Source organism: Burkholderia sp. Z1 (genome assembly GCF_014893795.1).
Taxonomy (GTDB): domain Bacteria; phylum Pseudomonadota; class Gammaproteobacteria; order Burkholderiales; family Burkholderiaceae; genus Burkholderia; species Burkholderia theae.
This window is the reverse complement of the sequence record NZ_JACFYL010000001.1, coordinates 720,715-739,441: the sequence shown is the minus strand read 5'-3', so window position 1 is coordinate 739,441 and position 18,727 is coordinate 720,715. Positions and strand designations below refer to the sequence as shown.

Genomic DNA, 18,727 nt, shown 5'->3' with positions numbered 1-18,727 from the left:
TTATGACGCAACCGATCCCGCGATGACCGACCACACCCGTTCCGCTACACCCTTTCGGGTTGCCGCGCTGCAGATGGTGAGCACGCCGGACGTCGCGCGCAATCTCGCCGAAGCCCGCCGCCTGATCGCGGAAGCGGCCGGCGAAGGCGCGCAGCTCGTGCTGCTGCCCGAGTATTTCTGCTTCATGGGCCATCGCGACACCGACAAGCTCGCGCTCGCCGAGCCCTATCAGGACGGCCCGATCCAGCGCTTCCTCGCGGACACCGCGCGGCGCCACGGCATCTGGGTGATCGGCGGCACGCTGCCGCTGAAGGCGCCCGAGCCCGATCGCGTGCTGAACACGACGCTCGTGTTCGATCCGTCCGGCAACGAGGCCGCGCGCTACGACAAGATCCACCTGTTCAACTTCGAGAAAGGCGACGAGTCGTTCGACGAGGCGCGCACGATCCGCGCGGGCGATACGGTCGTCGCGTTCGACGCGCCGTTCGGGCGGGTCGGCCTGTCGGTCTGTTACGATCTGCGCTTTCCGGAGCTGTATCGCAGGATGGGCGACTGCGCGATGATCGTCGTACCGTCGGCGTTTACGTATACGACGGGCCGCGCGCACTGGGAAACGCTGCTGCGCGCGCGGGCCGTCGAGAACCAGTGCTACGTGCTCGCGGCCGCGCAGGGCGGCAAGCACGAGAACGGCCGGCGCACCTGGGGCCACAGCATGCTGATCGACCCGTGGGGCGAGATCGTCGCGGTCCGCGACGTGGGCGCAAGCGTCGTGCTCGGCGCGATCGATCCGCAGCGCATCGCCGACGTGCGCCAGAGCCTGCCCGCGTGGCGGCACCGCGTGCTGACCTGAATCCGCTTCGCCGCTTGAAACACCGCGCGGCCAACCCATCTGCCCAGAAGCACCCGACAACTTTTTGAGAAACCCCGATATCCGCATGAACATCATCGAACCCGGCATCCGCAACCTCGCGCTGGCGAAGGACATCCTGCTCACGCCGTACGGCCTCGACGAAAGCCTGCTCACGCGCACGATCGCCGACATCTTCACGCATCGCGTCGACTATGCCGACCTGTACTTCCAGGCGACCCGCAGCGAAGCGTGGAGCCTCGAGGAAGGCATCGTCAAGTCGGGCAGCTTCAGCATCGACCAGGGCGTCGGCGTGCGTGCGGTCGCGGGCGACCGCACCGCCTTTGCATACTCGGACGACCTGTCGCCCGAAGCGATCGCGCAGGCCGCTGCCGCCACCAAGGCGATCGCGGCGGCCGGCGGCGGCCGGCAGAAGATCAAGGCCGCGACGTCGCTGAAGGGCATCTCCGGTCGCGACCTGTACCTGCCGTCCGATCCGCTCGCGTCGCTCGACGCGACGGCCAAGGTCAAGCTGCTCGAGCGCATCGAGCAGATGGCACGCGGGCGCGACCCGCGCGTCACGCAGGTGATGGCGGGCCTCGCCGGCGAATACGACGTCGTGCTCGTCGCGCGCAGCGACGGCGCGCTCGCGGCCGACATCCGCCCGCTCGTGCGCGTGTCGGTCACGGTGATCGCCGAACAGAACGGCCGCCGCGAGATCGGCTCCGGCGGCGGCGGCGGCCGCTTCGACTACGGCTACTTCACCGATGAAGTGCTGTCGCGCTACGTCGACGACGCCGTGCACGCGGCGCTCGTCAATCTCGACGCACGCCCCGCGCCGGCCGGCGCGATGACGGTCGTGCTCGGGCCGGGCTGGCCGGGCGTGCTGCTGCACGAGGCGATCGGCCACGGCCTCGAAGGCGATTTCAACCGCAAGGGTTCGTCGGCATTCGCCGGCCGGATCGGCGAGCGGGTCGCGGCCAAGGGCGTGACCGTCGTCGACGACGGCACGCTGCCGAACCGCCGCGGGTCGCTGAACATCGACGACGAAGGCAACCCGACGCAGTGCACGACGCTGATCGAGGACGGCATCCTGAAGGGCTACATCCAGGACACGCTGAACGCACGCCTGATGAAGATGCCGGTCACGGGCAACGCGCGGCGCGAGTCGTATGCGGCGCTGCCGATGCCGCGCATGACGAACACGTACATGCTGAACGGCGACAAGGATCCGCAGGAAATCATCGCGTCGGTGAAGAACGGCCTGTACGCGGTGAACTTCGGCGGCGGCCAGGTCGACATCACGAACGGCAAGTTCGTGTTCTCGGCATCCGAGGCGTACATGATCGAGAACGGCAAGATCACCTACCCGGTGAAGGGCGCGACGCTGATCGGCAGCGGCCCGGAATCGCTGAAGTATGTGAGCATGATCGGTAACGACATGTCGCTCGACACGGGCGTCGGCGTCTGCGGCAAGGAAGGCCAGAGCGTGCCGGTCGGTGTCGGCCAGCCGACCCTGCGGATCGACAAGATGACGGTTGGCGGTACGGCATAACCGCATCGCGGCGCAGACAATCCGCGCATTTTGAAGAAAACGCGCGGATTTTCCGCATTTTCGACGTTTCCCGGTTGCCAGCCGCACGGCGACGGGGTATAAATTCCGAATCAACTTTTTTTGACGAACCGAATCCCCGTCATGTCCGCCAAGTTTTACTTTTACTTTTTTTGGTATCTCAGACCGCTGGCGGATCGAGAGGGTTGATGGCGCGTAAAGCGCAACCGAAATTCCCGAAAAAACCGCCGGCGAACCCGGCGGTTTTTTTTCGCCCTTCGCCACCCGGTCGCCGCCGCAGCGTCCCGCGGCCCCGACCGACACCACTGAATCGCTTGAATTGATGAATCTGCCGCGCGCGCACTGACCGAACGGCGCCCTCAACCGCTTTGCATGGGACCGGAGTAACCGCTAAAGCGCTAACTCCGGTCGACATAGGAGAAACAGCATGCCCCCGCACAATACCGACGACGTCCGCATTCGCGAACTCAAGGAACTGACGCCGCCCGCCCACCTGATCCGCGAATTCGCGTGCTCCGAAGCCGCGTCCGAGCTGATCTACAACTCGCGCCAGTCGATGCACCGCATCCTGCACGGGATGGACGATCGGCTGATCGTCGTGGTCGGACCGTGCTCGATCCACGATACGAAGGCGGCGATCGAGTACGCGGGCCGGCTCGTGAAGGAGCGCGAGCGCTTCAAGGGCGAACTGGAAATCGTGATGCGCGTGTACTTCGAGAAGCCGCGCACGACGGTCGGCTGGAAGGGGCTGATCAACGATCCGCACCTCGACAACAGCTTCAAGATCAACGAAGGGCTGCGCACCGCGCGCGAGCTGCTGCTGCAGATCAACGAGATGGGGCTGCCGGCCGCGACCGAATACCTCGACATGATCAGCCCGCAGTACATCGCCGACCTGATCTCGTGGGGCGCGATCGGTGCACGCACGACCGAATCGCAGGTGCACCGCGAGCTCGCGTCGGGGCTGTCGTGCCCGGTCGGCTTCAAGAACGGCACCGACGGTAACGTGAAGATCGCGGTCGACGCGATCAAGGCCGCGTCGCAGCCGCACCATTTCCTGTCGGTGACGAAGGGTGGCCATTCGGCGATCGTGTCGACGGCCGGCAACGAGGACTGCCACGTGATCCTGCGCGGCGGCAAGGCGCCGAACTACGACGCGGACAGCGTGAACGCCGCCTGCGCGGACATCGGCAAGGCCGGCCTCGCCGCGCGCCTGATGATCGACGCGAGCCACGCGAACAGCTCGAAGAAGCACGAGAACCAGATCCCCGTCTGCGCGGACATCGGCCGCCAGATCGCGGCCGGCGACGCGCGCATCGTCGGCGTGATGATCGAGTCGCACCTCGTCGAAGGCCGTCAGGACCTGAAGGAAGGCTGCGAGCTGACCTACGGCCAGAGCATCACCGACGCGTGCATCGCCTGGGACGACAGCGTGAAGGTGCTCGAAGGCCTCGCGGAATCGGTCAAGGCGCGCCGCGTGACGCGCGGCAGCGGCAACTGACTGGCACGAGCAGGCTGAATCACGATGGCCCCCGCCTGCCGGCGGGCTGGCCATCTGGCCAGCCTGCGGATGGCGTTCGGCTCTGCTAGACTAGCTAATACATCCTAGCTAACCGGGAATCGACCATGCCGACCGTCAACATGCACGATGCCAAGTCACGGCTCTCGAGCCTTGTCGAGGCGCTTGAATCGGGGCGCGAATCCGAAGTCGTGATCGCCCGCAATGGCCATCCGGTCGCCCGGATCGTTCCTTATGAAGCGCCGAAGCGGATCGGTGCGGCGCGTCAGTTGCTTGCCGGGTTGAACATCCCGGCCACTGTCGAGGCATTCAATGTCGGCGACGAATCGATCGCCGCTGACTTCGATGCCAGCGCGGACCGGGGGCTCGCGCCGTGAGACTGCTGCTTGATACGCATATCGCGCTGTGGGCCGCCGAAGGCGCACCTCAACTTTCGTCGACTGCCGCCGCGTTGATCGACGATCCCGAAAACACGCTGTACGTCAGTGCCGCATCCATCTGGGAAATCGCGATCAAGTACCGCAAAGGCAACCTTCCCGTTCATCCGCGCGACGCACGCTCAGCGTTCCGGCTCGCCGGCTTCGCGGAGTTGCCGATCAACAGCGATCACGTCGAAGCAGTCGCCGCGCTGCCCGACTTCCCGGACCACGCCGACCCGTTCGACCGCGTGATGGTCGCGCAGGCGCTCCACGAAGGCATGCCGCTCGTCAGCGCCGATCCGAAGGTGTGGCGCTACCACGCGACACTGATGTTGCACGCCTGACGTCATTCGCACGGTATCGCAAGCGATAAAAAAGCCCGGCTCGCGCCGGGCTTTCTCGTTGGCCGCACATCATCCTTCAGCCCATCACGCGAGCGCGCCCGAACCGAAGATCTCGGTATTGATGCGTTCCGGCGCGACGCCGAGCGCCACCAGCGCGTCGCGCTGCGCCTTCATGAACGCGATCGGGCCGCAGATGTAGTAATCGGCGTCCGGCACCAGCGCGAATGCCTTCACGCGTTCCGGCGTGAGCCGCCCTTCGACGTCGTGGTCGATGCCGGCGCGATCGTTCGGGCCGACCAGTTCGTACAGCACCGTGCGCCTGACGTTCGCATGCTCGCGCGCCGTATCGTTCAGCCAGTCGCGGAACGCGTGCACCGCGCCCGAACGGCAGGCGTGGACGAACCGCACGTCGCGCGTGCTGCGTTCGTCGACCAGCGTCGATGCCATCGACACCATCGGCGTCAGGCCGACGCCGCCCGAGATCAGCACGACCGGTGTCTCGACGCCCCGCTTCAGCGAGAATTCACCCATCGGCGCGGTCGCCTCGACGATCGCGCCCTCCTCCACGCCATCATGCATCAGCGTCGACACCTTGCCGGCCGGGATCGCTTCCGGCGTGCCGGCCTCGCGCTTCACCGAGATGCGCAGCCACTTGCCGTGCGGCGCATCGGACAGGCTGTACTGGCGCGGCTGGTCGACGCCGAGCTCGCCGACGAAGCGCTTCACCGTGATGTACTGACCCGGTTCGAAGGTCGGCGCCGTGCCGCCATCGGCCGGGCTCAGGTAGAACGACGTGATCTCGTCGCTCTCGCGCACCTTGCGCGCCACCTTGAACGGACGGAAGCCGCTCCAGGCCGCGCCCGCGTACAGGTCGGCCTCGGCGCCGATCAGGATCTGCGCGAGCTGGCCGTACGCGACGCGCCAGGCTTCGAGCGTATCGGCATCGACCGCGTCGCCGAGCACTTCGACGATCGACGCGAGCAGGTTCTCGCCGACGATCGGGTAGTGCTCGGGGCGGATGTTCAGGCTCGCGTGCTTGTGCGCGATGTGCGACACCGCACCGCCCAGCGCGCCGAGGTTGTCGATGTTCGCCGCATACGCGTAGACGGCCTTCGCGAGCGTCTCGGGCTGGCTGCCGGTCTTCTGGTGCGTCTGGTTGAACAGGTTCTTCAGTTCAGGATGACGCGCGAACATGCGCTGGTAGAAGTGCTTCGTGATCGTCGTGCCGTGCTCGGCAAGGACGGGGGCGGTGGCCTTCACACGGGCCATCTGGTCAGCGGTGATGTGGGTCATGTTCGTTCTCCGTTAAACATGCACATACGATACATGTTTAAAAAACGACCTTCCCCGGGCAAATTGTCGCAGTGCGCAAAAAGGGCCGCGGCGCGCTAGCGGACGCGCCCGCGCTCCCACAGCACGTCCGCCCCGCCGCCGGCGCGGTTCAGCACGCGCGCCAGCACGAACAGCAGGTCCGACAGCCGGTTCACGTAACGCCGCGGCGCGTCGTTGAGCGTGTCGGTGCGCCCGAGCGCGACGATCGAGCGCTCCGCGCGGCGGCATACGGTCCGGCACACGTGAGCGAGCGACGCCGCGCGCGAGCCGGCCGGCAGGATGAATTCCTTCAGCGGCGGCAGCGTCGCGTTGTAGTCGGCGAGCCACTGGTCGAGACGCGCGAGATGCGTGTCGTCGAGCACCGCATGGCCGGGGATGCACAGCTCGCCGCCGAGATCGAACAAGTCGTGCTGGATCGTGACGAGCGCCGTGCGCACGTCGTCCGGCAGCGTCTCGGCGAGCAGCACGCCGAGGTTCGAATTCAGTTCGTCGACGTCGCCGATCGCCGCGATCCGCGCGTCGTCCTTGCCGATGCGGCGTCCGTCGCCGAGGCCGGTGGTGCCGTCGTCGCCGGTGCGCGTGGCGATCTTGCTCAAGCGGTTGCCCATGCGAATCTCCTGTCATGCGCGGCCGCGATGCAGCCCGCTTGGTTTGGAACGTGATTATCGCAGCCCGCGGCGGCAGGCGCAGCGGGCGTTACGGCGTAGAATGAGCCGAAAGTTCGACAAGCAGCCAGGAGACATTCGTGAATCACCCCGCCCCGCCGGCCGTCACGCGCCGCCCGCTGCCCCCCGCCATGCTCGATGCGCTGCGCGCCGCCTTCGGCGAACGCGTATCGACCGCCGACGCGGTCCGCGCCCACCACGGCCGCGACGAATCGCCGTTCGATCCGCAATTGCCCGACGCCGTCGTGTTCGCCCGCAGCGCCGACGACGTGCGCGAAGCCGTGTCGCTGTGCTCGCTCTACAGCGTACCGCTGATCCCGTATGGCGCCGGCTCGTCGCTCGAAGGCCACCTGCTCGCGGTGCGCGGCGGCATCTCGCTCGACCTGTCGGAAATGAACCGCGTGCTGTCGATCAACGCCGAAGACCTGACCGTGACGGTCGAGCCGGGCATCACGCGCAAGGCGCTCAACGAAGCACTGCGCGACACCGGGCTGTTCTTCCCGATCGACCCGGGCGCCGACGCCAGCATCGGCGGGATGACCGCGACCCGCGCATCGGGCACCAACGCCGTGCGCTACGGCACGATGCGCGAGAACGTGCTCGGCCTGACCGCGGTGCTCGCCGACGGCCGCGTCGTGAAAACGGGCTCGCGCGCGCGCAAGTCGTCGGCCGGTTATGACCTCACGCGCCTGTTCGTCGGCTCCGAAGGCACGCTCGGCGTGATCACCGAGATCACGCTGCGCCTGCACCCGCTGCCCGAAGCCGTATCGGCCGCGATCTGCACGTTCCCGACGATGGGCGACGCGGTGCGCACCGTGATCGAGACGATCCAGATCGGCGTGCCGATCGCACGCGTCGAATTCGTCGATTCGCTCGCCGTGCGGTCGATCAACCGCCACTCGAACCTGACGCTCACCGAAGCGCCGACGCTGTTCTTCGAATTCCACGGCACCGAGGCCTCCGTCAAGGAACAGGCCGAGCTCGTGCAAGCGCTGGCCGGCGAGAACAACGGCCAGGGCTTCGAATGGGCGACCCGTCCCGAAGACCGCAGCCGGCTCTGGGCCGCGCGCCACAACGCGTACTTCGCGATGCTGCAGCTGAAACCCGGCTGCCGCGCGGTGACGACCGACGTCTGCGTGCCGATCTCGCAGCTCGCCGCGTGCGTCGAGGAAACCGAAGTCGACCTGCGCGCGTCGTCGCTGCCCTGCCCGATCGTCGGCCACGTCGGCGACGGCAATTTCCACGTCGCGATCCTGATCGACCCCGACAAGCCCGAGGAACTCGCCGAAGCCGAGCACATCAACGACCGGATCGTCGAGCGCGCGCTGCGCCTCGGCGGCACCTGCACGGGCGAGCACGGCGTCGGGCTGCACAAGATGCGCTTCCTGCCGAAGGAGCACGGCGACAACGCGATCGACACGATGCGCGCGATCAAGCTCGCGCTCGATCCGCGCAATCTGATGAATCCCGGCAAGATTTTCACGTGCTGAGACGGCGGCGCGACGTCGCGCCTCCCGCAGGAGACCCCATGAATGCTCCCGTCGAACTGTCGAGCGCGGCACGCGCGCAGCGCCAGCGCGAAGTCGTGCAGGCGCTGATGGCCGTGCTGCCGACGCACTGCCTGCTGTACCGCGACGAAGATACCGCGCCGTACGAATGCGACGGCCTGTCGGCCTACCGCCGCCTGCCGCTCGCGGTCGCACTGCCCGAAACGGAATCGCAGGTGCAGCGGATCGTGCAGATCTGCCGACGCATGGAAGTGCCGATCGTGCCACGCGGCGCGGGCACGAGCCTGTCGGGCGGCGCACTGCCGATCGCGCTCGGCGTCGTGCTGTCGCTCGCGCGCTTCACGCGCATCGTCGAAGTCGACCCGTACGCGCGCACGGCAACCGTGCAGCCCGGCGTGCGCAACCTCGCGATCTCGGAAGCCGCCGCGCCGTACGGCCTGTATTACGCGCCCGATCCGTCGTCGCAGATTGCGTGCACGATCGGCGGCAACGTCGCGGAAAACTCCGGCGGGGTCCACTGCCTGAAATACGGGCTGACGGTGCACAACGTGATGCGCGTGCGCGCGGTGACGATCGAAGGCGAGATCGTCGAGTTCGGCTCGCTCGCGCTCGACATGCCGGGTCTGGACCTGCTCGCCGTGATGATCGGCAGCGAAGGGATGTTCGCGATCGTCACCGAGGTCACGGTGCGGCTGATCCCGAAACCGCAGACCGCGCAACTCGTGATGGCGAGCTTCGACGACGTGGTCAAGGGCGGCGAGGCCGTCGCGGCGATCATCGCGTCGGGCATCATCCCGGCCGGGCTCGAAATGATGGACAAGCCGGCCACGCAGGCCGTCGAGGCGTTCACGCACGCCGGCTACGACCTCGACGCGAAGGCGATCCTGCTGTGCGAATCGGACGGCACGCCGGAAGAAGTCGCGGAAGAAGTCGTGCGGATGACGGCCGTGCTGCGCGAGCACGGCGCGACGCGCATCCAGGTGTCGCGCAACGAACAGGAGCGGCTGCGCTTCTGGTCGGGCCGCAAGAACGCGTTCCCGGCCGCCGGCCGTATTTCCGCCGACTATTACTGCATGGACGGCACCGTGCCGCGCCGCGCGATCGGCCCGCTGCTCGCACGCATCGAGCAGCTCGAAACGCGCTACGGGCTGCGCTGCATCAACGTATTCCATGCGGGCGACGGCAACATGCATCCGCTGATCCTCTACAACGCGAACGATCCGGACGAGCTGCACCGCGCCGAGCAGTTCGGCGCGGAAATCCTCGAATGCTGCGTGGAATTCGGCGGCAGCGTGACGGGCGAGCACGGTGTCGGCATCGAGAAGCTCAATTCGATGTGCGTACAGTTCTCGCCGCAGGAGCGCGATGCGTTCTTCGCGGTCAAGCGCGCATTCGATCCGGCGGGGCTGCTGAACCCGGACAAGGGCATCCCGACCCGCGCGCGCTGCGCCGAGTACGGCCGCCAGCACGTGCGCGGCGGGCTGCTGCCGCACCCCGACCTGCCGCGCTTCTGAGCGTCGCGCGCGGTGCGCGGCCCGCGCCGGCGGCCGGGCCGCGGCGTACTGCCGTGCCCGCGCGGCCCGTTCGCGCGTCGGCGCGGGCATGCGGTCCGCAATACCGGGCTTAGGGATAGTCGCGATGTGGAATCGCGCCACCCCGGTACAATCGACCGAACAACAAGTCGAGGCAGCAACAGAACATGGAAGAGGACGACATCGTCGCCGGATGGGCCGAACGCGTCCGCGCGGCCAGCGCCGACGGCCGGCCGCTGCGGATTCGCGGCGGCGGCACCAAGGACTGGTACGGCCAGGCGCTCGAGGGCGAAATACTCGACACGCGCGCGTTTCAGGGCATCGTGTCGTACGACCCGGCCGAACTCGTCGTCACGGTCCGCGCGGGCACGCCGCTCGCGCAACTGGAAACCGTCCTCGCCGAGTGCGGCCAGATGCTGCCGTTCGAGCCGCCCCACTTCGGCCGCGCAGCCACCGTCGGCGGCTGCGTCGCGGCGGGCCTCGCGGGCCCGCGCCGTGCCACCTGCGGCGCGCCGCGCGATTTCGTGCTCGGCGTCACACTGATGAACGGCCGCGGCGAAATGCTGCGCTTCGGCGGGCAGGTCGTGAAGAACGTCGCCGGTTACGACGTGTCGCGGCTGATGGCCGGCGCGCTCGGCACGCTCGGGCTGATGCTCGACCTGTCGATCAAGGTGCTGCCGATGCCGGTCGCCGAAGTCACGCTGAAGTTCGAGATGACCGCCACCGACGCGGTGCGCAAGCTCAACGAATGGGGCGGCCATCCGCTGCCCGTCAGCGCGAGCGCGTGGCGCAACGGCACGCTCGTGCTGCGCCTGTCGGGCGCCGAAGCGGCCGTGAAATCCGCGAAAACGCTGCTCGGCGGCGAAGTCGTCGACGCGGTCGAAGCCGAGCGCTTCTGGGCCGGCCTGCGCGAGCATACCGACCCGTTCTTCAACGGCATCCCGCCCGGTTATGCGCTGTGGCGCCTCGCGCTGCCGTCGATCACCGAACCGATGCACCTGCCGGGCACCCAGCTGATGGAATGGGGCGGCGCGCAGCGCTGGTGGATCACCGACGCCGATGCGCAGACCGTGCGCATGAGCGCGAAGCAGGCCGGCGGCCACGCGACGCTGTTCCGCGCGGGCGACGCCTACGACCGCAGCGCGGGCGTGTTCACGCCGCTTCCCGCCCCGATGATGAAAATCCACCGCGGGCTGAAGGCCGCGTTCGATCCCGCGCGCATCTTCAACCGCGGCCGGCTCTACCCCGATCTCTGAGAGCTCGATGCAAACGAACCTCGCCGATTTCATCCGCAATACGCCCGACGGCGACGAGGCCGAAGCGATCCTGCGCAAGTGCGTGCATTGCGGGTTCTGCACCGCGACCTGCCCGACCTATCAGCTGCTCGGCGACGAACTCGACGGCCCGCGCGGGCGCATCTACCTGATCAAGCAGCTGGTCGAAGGCGCGAACGTCACGCGCAGCACGCAGCAGCACCTGGACCGCTGCCTCACGTGCCGCAGCTGCGAGACGACCTGCCCGTCGGGCGTCCAGTACGGCCGGCTCGTCGAGATCGGCCGCAAGCATGTCGAGGCGCAGGTGCAGCGCCCCGTGCAGCAGCGGCTCGTGCGCCGCGTGCTCGCGAGCCTCGTGCCGAATGCGGCGCTGTTCTCGCCGATGATGCGGCTCGGCCAGCACGTGCGGCCGCTGCTGCCGAAGCGGCTGCGCGACAAGGTGCCGCCGCGCACCCGGCTGCTCGAATGGCCGCACCGCACGCATACGCGCAAGATGCTGATGCTCGGCGGCTGCGTGCAGCCGTCGATGCTGCCGAACATCAACATCGCGACCGCGCGCGTGCTCGACGCGCTCGGCATCGAGACGGTCGTCGCGCCCGACGCGGGCTGCTGCGGCGCGATCCGCCTGCACCTGAACTATCACGATGAAGCGCTCGACGACGCGCGCCGCAACATCGACGCGTGGTGGCCCCACGTCGAACAGGGCGCCGAGGCGATCGTGATGAACGCAACGGGCTGCGGCGCGACGGTGCTCGAATACGCACACCTGCTGCGCGACGATCCGATCTACGCGGAGAAGGCACAGCGCATCGTCGCGCTGACGCGCGACATCTCCGACGTGCTGCTCGCGTTCGAGGCAGAACTCGCGACACTCGCACGGCGCCGCGCGATCCATACCGTCGCGTACCACCCGCCGTGCACGCTGCAGCACGGCCAGCAGTCGCGCGGCAAGGTCGAACGCCTGCTCGAGACGCTCGGCATCGACGTGCGGCTGCCGGCCGACAGCCATCTGTGCTGCGGCTCGGCCGGCACCTATTCGCTGACGCAGCCGTCGCTGTCGTACCGGTTGCGCAAGCAGAAGCTGCTGAAGCTGCAGGCGCTCGAACCGCAGATGATCGTCTCCGGCAACATCGGCTGCATCGCGCACCTGCAGAGCGGCACGCAGATTCCGGTCACCCACTGGATCCAGCTCGTCGAGCATTTGCTGTACGGCTAGGCCTCGCGCGCGGCGTCCGTATAATGGACGGATCGATGCGCCGCGTGCCGCGGCGCAGCCGCTTCATGCCCGCTTCCGTGCCTGTCTTCGTGCCCGTCATGTCCGATCTTGCCGCTCGTCTCGAATCCGTTCATCGCCGCATCACCGACGCCGCCCGCGCGGCCGGCCGCGATCCCGCCACCGTGTCGCTGCTCGCCGTCTCGAAGACGTTTCCCGCCGACGACGTGCGCGCCGCGCATGCGGCCGGGCAACGCGCATTCGGCGAAAACTACGTGCAGGAATCGATCGACAAGATCGACGCGCTCGCCGACTTGCGCGCGAACCTCGAATGGCATTTCATCGGGCCGCTGCAATCGAACAAGACGCGCCCGGTCGCCGAGCGCTTCGACTGGGTTCATTCGGTCGACCGACTGAAGATCGCGCAGCGCCTGTCGGAACAACGCCCCGCGCACCTGCCGCCGCTCAACGTCTGCGTGCAGGTGAACATCAGCGGCGAGGCGTCGAAGAGCGGCGTCGCGCCCGCCGACGTGGCCGAGGTCGCGCGCGCGGTGGCCGCGCTGCCGTCGCTGCGGCTGCGCGGCCTGATGGCGATTCCCGAACCGGCCGGCGACACCGAAGCGCAACGCGCACCGCATCGCGCGCTGCGCGAGTTGTTCGACGCGTTGCGCGCCGACGGCCTGGCGCTCGACACGCTGTCGATGGGCATGTCCGCCGATCTCGACGCGGCCGTGCTCGAAGGCGCGACGATCGTGCGCGTCGGCACCGCGATCTTCGGTGCGCGCGATTACTCGCACTGAACGCCGCGCCCTTTCCGCCTTTCCGTTCACTCACTCGCTCAATCGGACATCATGAAAATCGCATTCATCGGCGGCGGCAACATGGCCGCGGCCCTGATCGGCGGCCTGATCAAGCGCGGCGTCGCCGCTGACGGCCTGTATGCCATCGACATCAACGAAGACGTCCGCGCGCGCGCCGCGCAGCAATTCGGCGTGCGCACCGGCGCGGCCGTCGACGCGACGCTCGCCGATTACGACGCGATCGTGCTGGCGGTGAAACCGCAGGTGCTGAAGGACGTCGCACAAGCGCTCGCGCCGCACCTGAAGTCGCAGCTCGTGATCAGCATCGCGGCCGGCATCCGCGGCACGGACCTCGCGCGCTGGCTCGGCGACTACGCCCGTGTCGTGCGCACGATGCCGAACACGCCCGCGCTCGTCGGCATGGGTGTGACGGGCCTCGCCGCGCTGCCGGGCGTCGACGCGACGGGCCGCGAACTCGCATCGAGCGTGCTCGGCGCGGTCGGCGAGATCGTGTGGTTCGACGACGAATCGCAGCTCGACGCCGTCACGGCCATTTCGGGCAGCGGCCCGGCGTACGTGTTCTATTTCATCGAAGCGCTGCAGGAAGCCGCGCGCCGCGTCGGCATGAACGACGAACAGGGCCGCGCGCTCGCGGTCGCGACGTTCGCGGGCGCCGCGCAACTCGCCGCGCAATCGGGCGAGCCGGCGAGCGTGCTGCGCGAACGCGTGACGTCGAAGGGCGGCACGACGGCCGCCGCGCTCGCATCGTTCGACGCGCAGGGCGTGAAGGAAGCGATCGTGCGCGGCGCACTCGCGGCCGAGGCGCGCGCGAAGGAAATGGGCGACGAACTCGGCCGCGCGTAAGCGCGCCCGCGGTGCTGGCTTCTCGGGCACCGGACGTAAAAAAAGCGGCCAATTGGCCGCTTTTTTCATTGGCACCGCACACCGGCGCGCAGCGCCGTTCAGCTGCCGGCCAGCAGGTAATGCGCGGCGATCCCCGCAAACAGCACGCCGCCGAGCCAGTTGTTGTGCCGGAACGCCGCGAAGCAAGGCATCCGCTCGCGGCCCTTGATCAGCGTGTAGTGATACAGCGCGCAGCCGACCGCTGCCGCCCAGCCGGCCCAGTACGCCAGACCGAAGCCGAGCGTCACGCCGATCCACACGTAGATGCCGAGCGTCGCCGCATAGCACGCCATCACGGCCGCGACGTCGAAGCGGCCGAACGTCAGCGCGGACGTGCGAATGCCGATCTTGATGTCGTCGTCGCGATCGACCATCGCGTATTCGGTGTCGTACGCGACCGACCAGAAAATGTTCGCGATCAGCATTACCCATGCGATCGTCGGCACCGTGTCCTGCACGGCCGCGAACGCCATCGGGATGCCGAAGCCGAACGCGATGCCGAGATACGCCTGCGGAATCGCGAAGAAGCGCTTCATGAACGGATACGAGCCCGCGACGAACAGCGCGACGACGGACAGCTCCTTCGTCAGCGTGTTGAGCGGCAGGATCAGCAGGAACGCGATGAACGACAGCCCGACCGCGATCGCGACGGCTTCCCATGCGCGGATCTTGCCCGACGTCAGCGGCCGGTCGGCCGTGCGCTTCACGTGGCGGTCGAAATCGCGGTCGGCGTAGTCGTTCATCGCGCAGCCGGCCGAACGCATCAGCAGCGTGCCTAGCGTGAAGATCACGAGCAGCGGCCAGCGCGGATGGCCGTCCGACGCGATCCACAGCGCGTTGAGCGTCGGCCAGAGCAGCAGCAGGCTGCCGATCGGCTTGTCCATCCGGACGAGCCGCAGATACAGCGGAAAACGGGCAAGCATGGCGAAGCACCGGGAAGATAACCCCGGCATTTTAGAGCCGAGCGGCGCTTCGCGTCATGTCGGCGCGACCCGCGGCCGGCAGTCGCGGCACGCGCATGGACCGCCGAGGCCCGCCGCACGCGGCCGCGCCGCGATACGCATCAATCAAGGGACAGACTCGACGACACCCCGGATCGCGCCGGCCGGCGCGCCCTGCCCGGCCACACCGCGCTTACGCGAGCAGCGACCGCAGCATCCACGCGGTTTTCTCATGCGTCTGCAGCCGCTGCGTCAGCAGGTCGGCGGTCGGCTCGTCGCTCGCCGCGTCGGCAATCGGGAAGATCGCGCGCGCGGTTCGCACGACTGCCTCGTGCCCTTCGACGAGCTGGCGGATCATGTCTTCCGCTGCCGGCACACCGTTCGCTTCCGGCACCGACGACAGTTTCGCGAAATCGCCAAAGGTACCCGGCGCGACGACGCCGAGCGTGCGAATGCGCTCGGCGACCGAATCGACCGCGAGCCACAGTTCGTTGTACTGCGCCTCGAACATCAGGTGCAGCGTGTTGAACATCGGGCCCGTGACGTTCCAGTGGAAGTTGTGGGTCTTCAGGTACAGCGTGAACGTATCGGCGAGCAGGCGCGACAGGCCGTCCGCGATTTTCCTGCGATCGTTGTCGCTGATGCCGATGTTGATCTGCGTGGCGTGAGTCTTCCCGGCCATGTTACGGACTCCTTATTCAATGAACCAAGGCAATGAAAGCGAATCGGGCTACCTGCCTGTCGACACCGCACCACCCGCGCGCACGGCTCGCCACTGCAGCGTGGCGCGTGACGCGCCGCGCTCAGGCGGCCGCGATCGCGTGCAGCGCCTGCGACACCAGTTCGGCCGCACCGCCGATGACGATCGCGAATCCGGCTACGTATCGCGCGATCTCGGCCGGCGCCCGCATCTTCGGCGCCGCCAGTGCGGCGCGCATGTTCAACATCAATTGCGTCATGGTCGTCACTCCTTCAACGAAACTCAGGGTCCAGAAGAAACGGCCGGTCGTTCGACCGGCCGTTTCGCGTTGCTGCGTTACTTCACTACCGCATTACGCGGCGGCAAGGTTCATGCGAGATCGAAGCGGTCGAGGTTCATCACCTTGTTCCAGGCCGCGACGAAGTCGTGCGCGAACTTCTCCTTCGCATCCGCGCTGCCGTACACCTCGGCCAGCGCACGCAGTTGCGCATGCGAGCCGAAGATCAGGTCGACGCGCGTGCCGGTCCACTTGACCTTGCCCGTCGCGCGATCGTGCCCTTCGAACACGTCGTTCGCGGCCGACGCCGGCTTCCATTCCGTGCCCATGTCGAGCAGGTTCACGAAGAAGTCGTTCGTCAGCGCTTCCGGACGGTCGGTGAACACGCCGTGCTTCGCATCGCCGACGTTCGTGCCAAGCACGCGCAGGCCACCGACGAGCACCGTCATCTCCGGCGCGCTCAGCGTCAGCAGTTGCGCCTTGTCGACCAGCAGCGCCTCGGCCGGCGTCTTGTACGCATGCTTCAGGAAGTTGCGGAAACCATCCGCCAGCGGTTCGAGCACGGCCATCGCTTCGATGTCGGTCTGCTCCTGCGACGCATCCGCGCGGCCCGGTGCGAACGGCACCGTCACCGCAACGCCAGCGTTCTTCGCCGCCTGCTCGACACCGGCCGCACCGGCCAGCACGATCAGATCGGCGAGCGACACCTTCTTGCCGCCCGTCTGCGCGTCGTTGAACGCCTTCTGCACGCCTTCGAGCGTCGCGAGTACCTTCGCGAGCTGCGCCGGCTGGTTCACTTCCCAGTCCTTCTGCGGCGCGAGGCGAATCCGCGCACCGTTCGCGCCGCCGCGCTTGTCCGAACCGCGGAACGTCGCAGCCGACGCCCACGCGGTCGACACGAGCTGCGACACCGACAGGCCCGATGCCAGCACCTTCGCCTTCAGCGCCGCGACGTCGGCGTCGTCGATCAGCTTGTGGTCGACGGCCGGGATCGGGTCTTGCCACAGCAGATGCTCAGCCGGCACGTCCGGGCCGAGATAACGGGCGCGCGGGCCCATGTCGCGGTGCGTAAGCTTGAACCAGGCGCGCGCGAACGCATCGGCGAACTCGGCCGGATTCTCGTAGAAACGGCGCGAGATCTTCTCGTAGGCCGGATCGAAACGCAGCGACAGGTCGGTCGTCAGCATCGTCGGGCGATGCTTCTTCGACGCGTCGAAGGCATCCGGAATCACGTCGCCGGCGTCCTTCGCGACCCACTGGTGTGCGCCGGCCGGGCTCTTCGTGAGCTCCCACTCATAGCTGAACAGGTGCTTGAGGAAGTCGTTGCTCCACTTCGTCGGCGTCGACGTCCACGTGACTTCGAGGCCGCTCGTGATCGCGTCCGCGCCCTTGCCGGTGCCGAACGTGCTCTTCCAGCCGAGACCCTGCTGCTCGAGGCCGGCGGCTTCCGGCTCGGCGCCGACGTTCGATGCCGGACCGGCGCCGTGCGTCTTGCCGAACGTGTGGCCACCCGCGATCAGCGCGACCGTTTCTTCGTCGTTCATCGCCATCCGCGCGAACGTCTCGCGAATGTCGTGCGCGGCGGCGACCGGGTCGGGGTTGCCGTCCGGGCCTTCCGGGTTCACGTAGATGAGGCCCATCTGCACGGCGGCGAGCGGGCTTTCGAGATCGCGCTTGCCCGAGTAGCGGCTGTTCGGGCCGCCGCTCAGTTCCAGCCAGATCTTTTCCGAACCCCAGTAGACGTCGTCCGGTTCCCACGTATCGACGCGGCCGCCGGCGAAGCCGAAGGTCTTGAAGCCCATCGATTCGAGCGCGACGTTGCCGGTCAGGATCAGCAGGTCGGCCCACGAGATGTTGCGGCCGTACTTCTGCTTGATCGGCCACAGCAGCCGGCGCGCCTTGTCGAGGCTCACGTTGTCCGGCCAGCTGTTGAGCGGCGCGAAGCGCTGCTGTCCGCCGCCCGCGCCGCCGCGGCCGTCGGCCGTGCGGTACGTGCCGGCGCTATGCCATGCCATGCGGATGAACAGGCCGCCGTAGTGGCCGAAGTCGGCCGGCCACCAGTCCTGCGACGTCGTCATCAGCGCGTGCAGGTCCTTCTTCACCGCCGCGAGGTCCAGCTTCTTGAATGCCTCGGCGTAGTCGAAATCCTTGTCCATCGGATCGGACAGCGCCGAGTGCCGGTGCAGGATGTTCAGGTTCAGCTGATTCGGCCACCAGTCCTTGTTCGTCGCGCCGGCGCCGGTGGCGTGGTTGAACGGGCACTTCGTTTCGTTCGACATGCGTTTTCTCCTTGGCTTGCTCGTATTTCCCCACCTGCGCGATCCGGCATCGTGCCGGAACCGGCGGGTGAAGTGTCATTGCGGGGGTAAGAAACGGAACGGGTGGATCCTCCTGCGTCCTACGGGATGTCGTGCGAGCGCTTCGATACGCGCGTGCCGCGAGCGGCGCGCCGCGGCAGGCGGTGGCCGGCGGGTGGCGTGCCGGCGACGCGTGCGGGTTTCCAGCTTTCTGACATGCGTTGCTCCCTCATGGCTTGACGGCGGGTGACTCGGGGGAACACAGGACCGGCGGGCGGCGGCACTCATCCACCATACGCGCGGTCCGCCAGGTACGCGAATGCGATCGGGCGCAGGCTCAGAATTGCGGCCCTGGCGCGATCTACGACATGTCCGCGCGGCGGGATGTTCCGCTGCGCGTGCCCCAGTATCGAACGCATCATGACATCCTCCTTTGACGCTTGCATTCAGCGTGCGGACCGGCTGCCGAACCGGCAAACGATCCATGTGAGAGATTCTATTAAATACTATTCAAACAAGATATTTGATTAATTTTATCTATTGAATAGATAAAATTAAACGGGGTCGTGAACCCCGTCTATCG

Annotated in this window: 17 protein-coding genes; 11 read left to right on the top strand and 6 right to left on the bottom strand. The window is 67.5% G+C overall.

What is annotated here, in order from left to right:
- The first annotated feature begins 22 nt into the window (after positions 1-22).
- The 5 genes from H3H55_RS03435 to H3H55_RS03415 all read left to right on the top strand — a co-directional run bounded on the left by H3H55_RS03435 (position 23) and on the right by H3H55_RS03415 (position 4,702).
- Positions 23-850: a carbon-nitrogen hydrolase family protein gene (locus H3H55_RS03435; protein WP_048242938.1), complete on the top strand. Its 828-nt coding sequence runs from the start codon at positions 23-25 to the stop codon at positions 848-850.
- 85 nt (positions 851-935) lie between these two features.
- Entirely contained in the window at positions 936-2,402 is a 1,467-nt protein-coding gene (gene tldD / locus H3H55_RS03430) for a metalloprotease TldD (protein ID WP_048242939.1), read from the top strand.
- 445 nt (positions 2,403-2,847) lie between these two features.
- Positions 2,848-3,921, top strand: coding sequence for a 3-deoxy-7-phosphoheptulonate synthase AroG (gene aroG / locus H3H55_RS03425; RefSeq protein WP_046544980.1), 1,074 nt, complete (start codon positions 2,848-2,850; stop codon positions 3,919-3,921).
- 125 nt (positions 3,922-4,046) lie between these two features.
- Positions 4,047-4,316: a type II toxin-antitoxin system Phd/YefM family antitoxin gene (locus H3H55_RS03420; protein WP_193097663.1), complete on the top strand. Its 270-nt coding sequence runs from the start codon at positions 4,047-4,049 to the stop codon at positions 4,314-4,316.
- The gene (locus tag H3H55_RS03415) at positions 4,313-4,702 is read left to right on the top strand and encodes a type II toxin-antitoxin system VapC family toxin (RefSeq protein ID WP_193097662.1); all 390 of its coding nucleotides are present in this window, start codon (positions 4,313-4,315) and stop codon (positions 4,700-4,702) included. The genes H3H55_RS03420 and H3H55_RS03415 overlap by 4 nt, the downstream gene beginning before the upstream one ends.
- Before the next feature lie 84 nt (positions 4,703-4,786).
- Here the strand turns inward: H3H55_RS03415 and hmpA are convergent, their stop codons facing one another.
- Both hmpA and H3H55_RS03405 read right to left on the bottom strand, forming a co-directional pair.
- Complete coding sequence (gene hmpA / locus H3H55_RS03410; RefSeq protein ID WP_193097661.1) at positions 4,787-5,995, bottom strand: NO-inducible flavohemoprotein; 1,209 nt, start codon at positions 5,993-5,995, stop codon at positions 4,787-4,789.
- 95 nt (positions 5,996-6,090) lie between these two features.
- Complete coding sequence (locus tag H3H55_RS03405) at positions 6,091-6,642, bottom strand: cob(I)yrinic acid a,c-diamide adenosyltransferase (protein ID WP_129513760.1); 552 nt, start codon at positions 6,640-6,642, stop codon at positions 6,091-6,093.
- A gap of 137 nt (positions 6,643-6,779) precedes the next feature.
- On the opposite strand from H3H55_RS03405, the gene H3H55_RS03400 reads away from it, so the two are divergent.
- The 6 genes from H3H55_RS03400 to proC all read left to right on the top strand — a co-directional run bounded on the left by H3H55_RS03400 (position 6,780) and on the right by proC (position 13,890).
- The gene (locus tag H3H55_RS03400; protein WP_193097660.1) at positions 6,780-8,189 is read left to right on the top strand and encodes an FAD-binding oxidoreductase; all 1,410 of its coding nucleotides are present in this window, start codon (positions 6,780-6,782) and stop codon (positions 8,187-8,189) included.
- Positions 8,190-8,227: 38 nt separating this feature from the next.
- Complete coding sequence (locus H3H55_RS03395) at positions 8,228-9,721, top strand: FAD-linked oxidase C-terminal domain-containing protein (RefSeq protein ID WP_193097659.1); 1,494 nt, start codon at positions 8,228-8,230, stop codon at positions 9,719-9,721.
- 185 nt (positions 9,722-9,906) lie between these two features.
- On the top strand, positions 9,907-10,995 hold the full coding sequence (gene glcE / locus H3H55_RS03390) for a glycolate oxidase subunit GlcE (RefSeq protein WP_048250813.1): 1,089 nt from the start codon (positions 9,907-9,909) through the stop codon (positions 10,993-10,995).
- A gap of 7 nt (positions 10,996-11,002) precedes the next feature.
- Positions 11,003-12,229 carry a glycolate oxidase subunit GlcF gene (gene glcF / locus H3H55_RS03385; protein ID WP_129513756.1) on the top strand — a complete coding sequence of 409 codons (1,227 nt, stop codon included), beginning with the start codon at positions 11,003-11,005 and terminating at the stop codon, positions 12,227-12,229.
- Positions 12,230-12,327: 98 nt separating this feature from the next.
- Positions 12,328-13,026 carry a YggS family pyridoxal phosphate-dependent enzyme gene (locus H3H55_RS03380; RefSeq protein ID WP_193097658.1) on the top strand — a complete coding sequence of 233 codons (699 nt, stop codon included), beginning with the start codon at positions 12,328-12,330 and terminating at the stop codon, positions 13,024-13,026.
- Positions 13,027-13,077: 51 nt separating this feature from the next.
- Positions 13,078-13,890 carry a pyrroline-5-carboxylate reductase gene (gene proC, locus H3H55_RS03375; protein ID WP_193097657.1) on the top strand — a complete coding sequence of 271 codons (813 nt, stop codon included), beginning with the start codon at positions 13,078-13,080 and terminating at the stop codon, positions 13,888-13,890.
- A gap of 98 nt (positions 13,891-13,988) precedes the next feature.
- Here the strand turns inward: proC and ubiA are convergent, their stop codons facing one another.
- The 4 genes from ubiA to katG form a co-directional block, all read right to left on the bottom strand.
- Positions 13,989-14,852: a 4-hydroxybenzoate octaprenyltransferase gene (gene ubiA / locus H3H55_RS03370; protein WP_193097656.1), complete on the bottom strand. Its 864-nt coding sequence runs from the start codon at positions 14,850-14,852 to the stop codon at positions 13,989-13,991.
- Between the two features lie 211 nt (positions 14,853-15,063).
- On the bottom strand, positions 15,064-15,552 hold the full coding sequence (gene dpsA / locus H3H55_RS03365; RefSeq protein ID WP_193097655.1) for a non-specific DNA-binding protein DpsA: 489 nt from the start codon (positions 15,550-15,552) through the stop codon (positions 15,064-15,066).
- A 121-nt stretch (positions 15,553-15,673) separates the two neighbouring features.
- A complete protein-coding gene (locus tag H3H55_RS03360) occupies positions 15,674-15,829 on the bottom strand; it encodes a hypothetical protein (protein ID WP_193097654.1) in 156 nt (51 codons plus the stop codon).
- Positions 15,830-15,939: 110 nt separating this feature from the next.
- Positions 15,940-18,126, bottom strand: a complete 2,187-nt coding sequence (katG, locus tag H3H55_RS03355) for a catalase/peroxidase HPI (protein ID WP_193097653.1) — start codon at positions 18,124-18,126, stop codon at positions 15,940-15,942.
- Positions 18,127-18,727 lie beyond the last annotated feature (601 nt).

Excerpts from the sequence above, each read along its gene's own strand:
- H3H55_RS03435 (WP_048242938.1), top strand. The coding sequence starts at position 23 with ATGACCGACCACACCCGTTCCGCTACACCCTTTCGGGTTGCCGCGCTG.
- tldD (WP_048242939.1), top strand. The coding sequence starts at position 936 with ATGAACATCATCGAACCCGGCATCCGCAACCTCGCGCTGGCGAAGGAC.
- aroG (WP_046544980.1), top strand. The coding sequence starts at position 2,848 with ATGCCCCCGCACAATACCGACGACGTCCGCATTCGCGAACTCAAGGAA.
- H3H55_RS03420 (WP_193097663.1), top strand. The coding sequence starts at position 4,047 with ATGCCGACCGTCAACATGCACGATGCCAAGTCACGGCTCTCGAGCCTT.
- hmpA (WP_193097661.1), bottom strand. The coding sequence starts at position 5,995 with ATGACCCACATCACCGCTGACCAGATGGCCCGTGTGAAGGCCACCGCC.
- H3H55_RS03405 (WP_129513760.1), bottom strand. The coding sequence starts at position 6,642 with ATGGGCAACCGCTTGAGCAAGATCGCCACGCGCACCGGCGACGACGGC.
- H3H55_RS03395 (WP_193097659.1), top strand. The coding sequence starts at position 8,228 with ATGAATGCTCCCGTCGAACTGTCGAGCGCGGCACGCGCGCAGCGCCAG.
- glcE (WP_048250813.1), top strand. The coding sequence starts at position 9,907 with ATGGAAGAGGACGACATCGTCGCCGGATGGGCCGAACGCGTCCGCGCG.
- glcF (WP_129513756.1), top strand. The coding sequence starts at position 11,003 with ATGCAAACGAACCTCGCCGATTTCATCCGCAATACGCCCGACGGCGAC.
- H3H55_RS03380 (WP_193097658.1), top strand. The coding sequence starts at position 12,328 with ATGTCCGATCTTGCCGCTCGTCTCGAATCCGTTCATCGCCGCATCACC.
- proC (WP_193097657.1), top strand. The coding sequence starts at position 13,078 with ATGAAAATCGCATTCATCGGCGGCGGCAACATGGCCGCGGCCCTGATC.
- ubiA (WP_193097656.1), bottom strand. The coding sequence starts at position 14,852 with ATGCTTGCCCGTTTTCCGCTGTATCTGCGGCTCGTCCGGATGGACAAG.
- dpsA (WP_193097655.1), bottom strand. The coding sequence starts at position 15,552 with ATGGCCGGGAAGACTCACGCCACGCAGATCAACATCGGCATCAGCGAC.
- H3H55_RS03360 (WP_193097654.1), bottom strand. The coding sequence starts at position 15,829 with ATGACGCAATTGATGTTGAACATGCGCGCCGCACTGGCGGCGCCGAAG.
- katG (WP_193097653.1), bottom strand. The coding sequence starts at position 18,126 with ATGTCGAACGAAACGAAGTGCCCGTTCAACCACGCCACCGGCGCCGGC.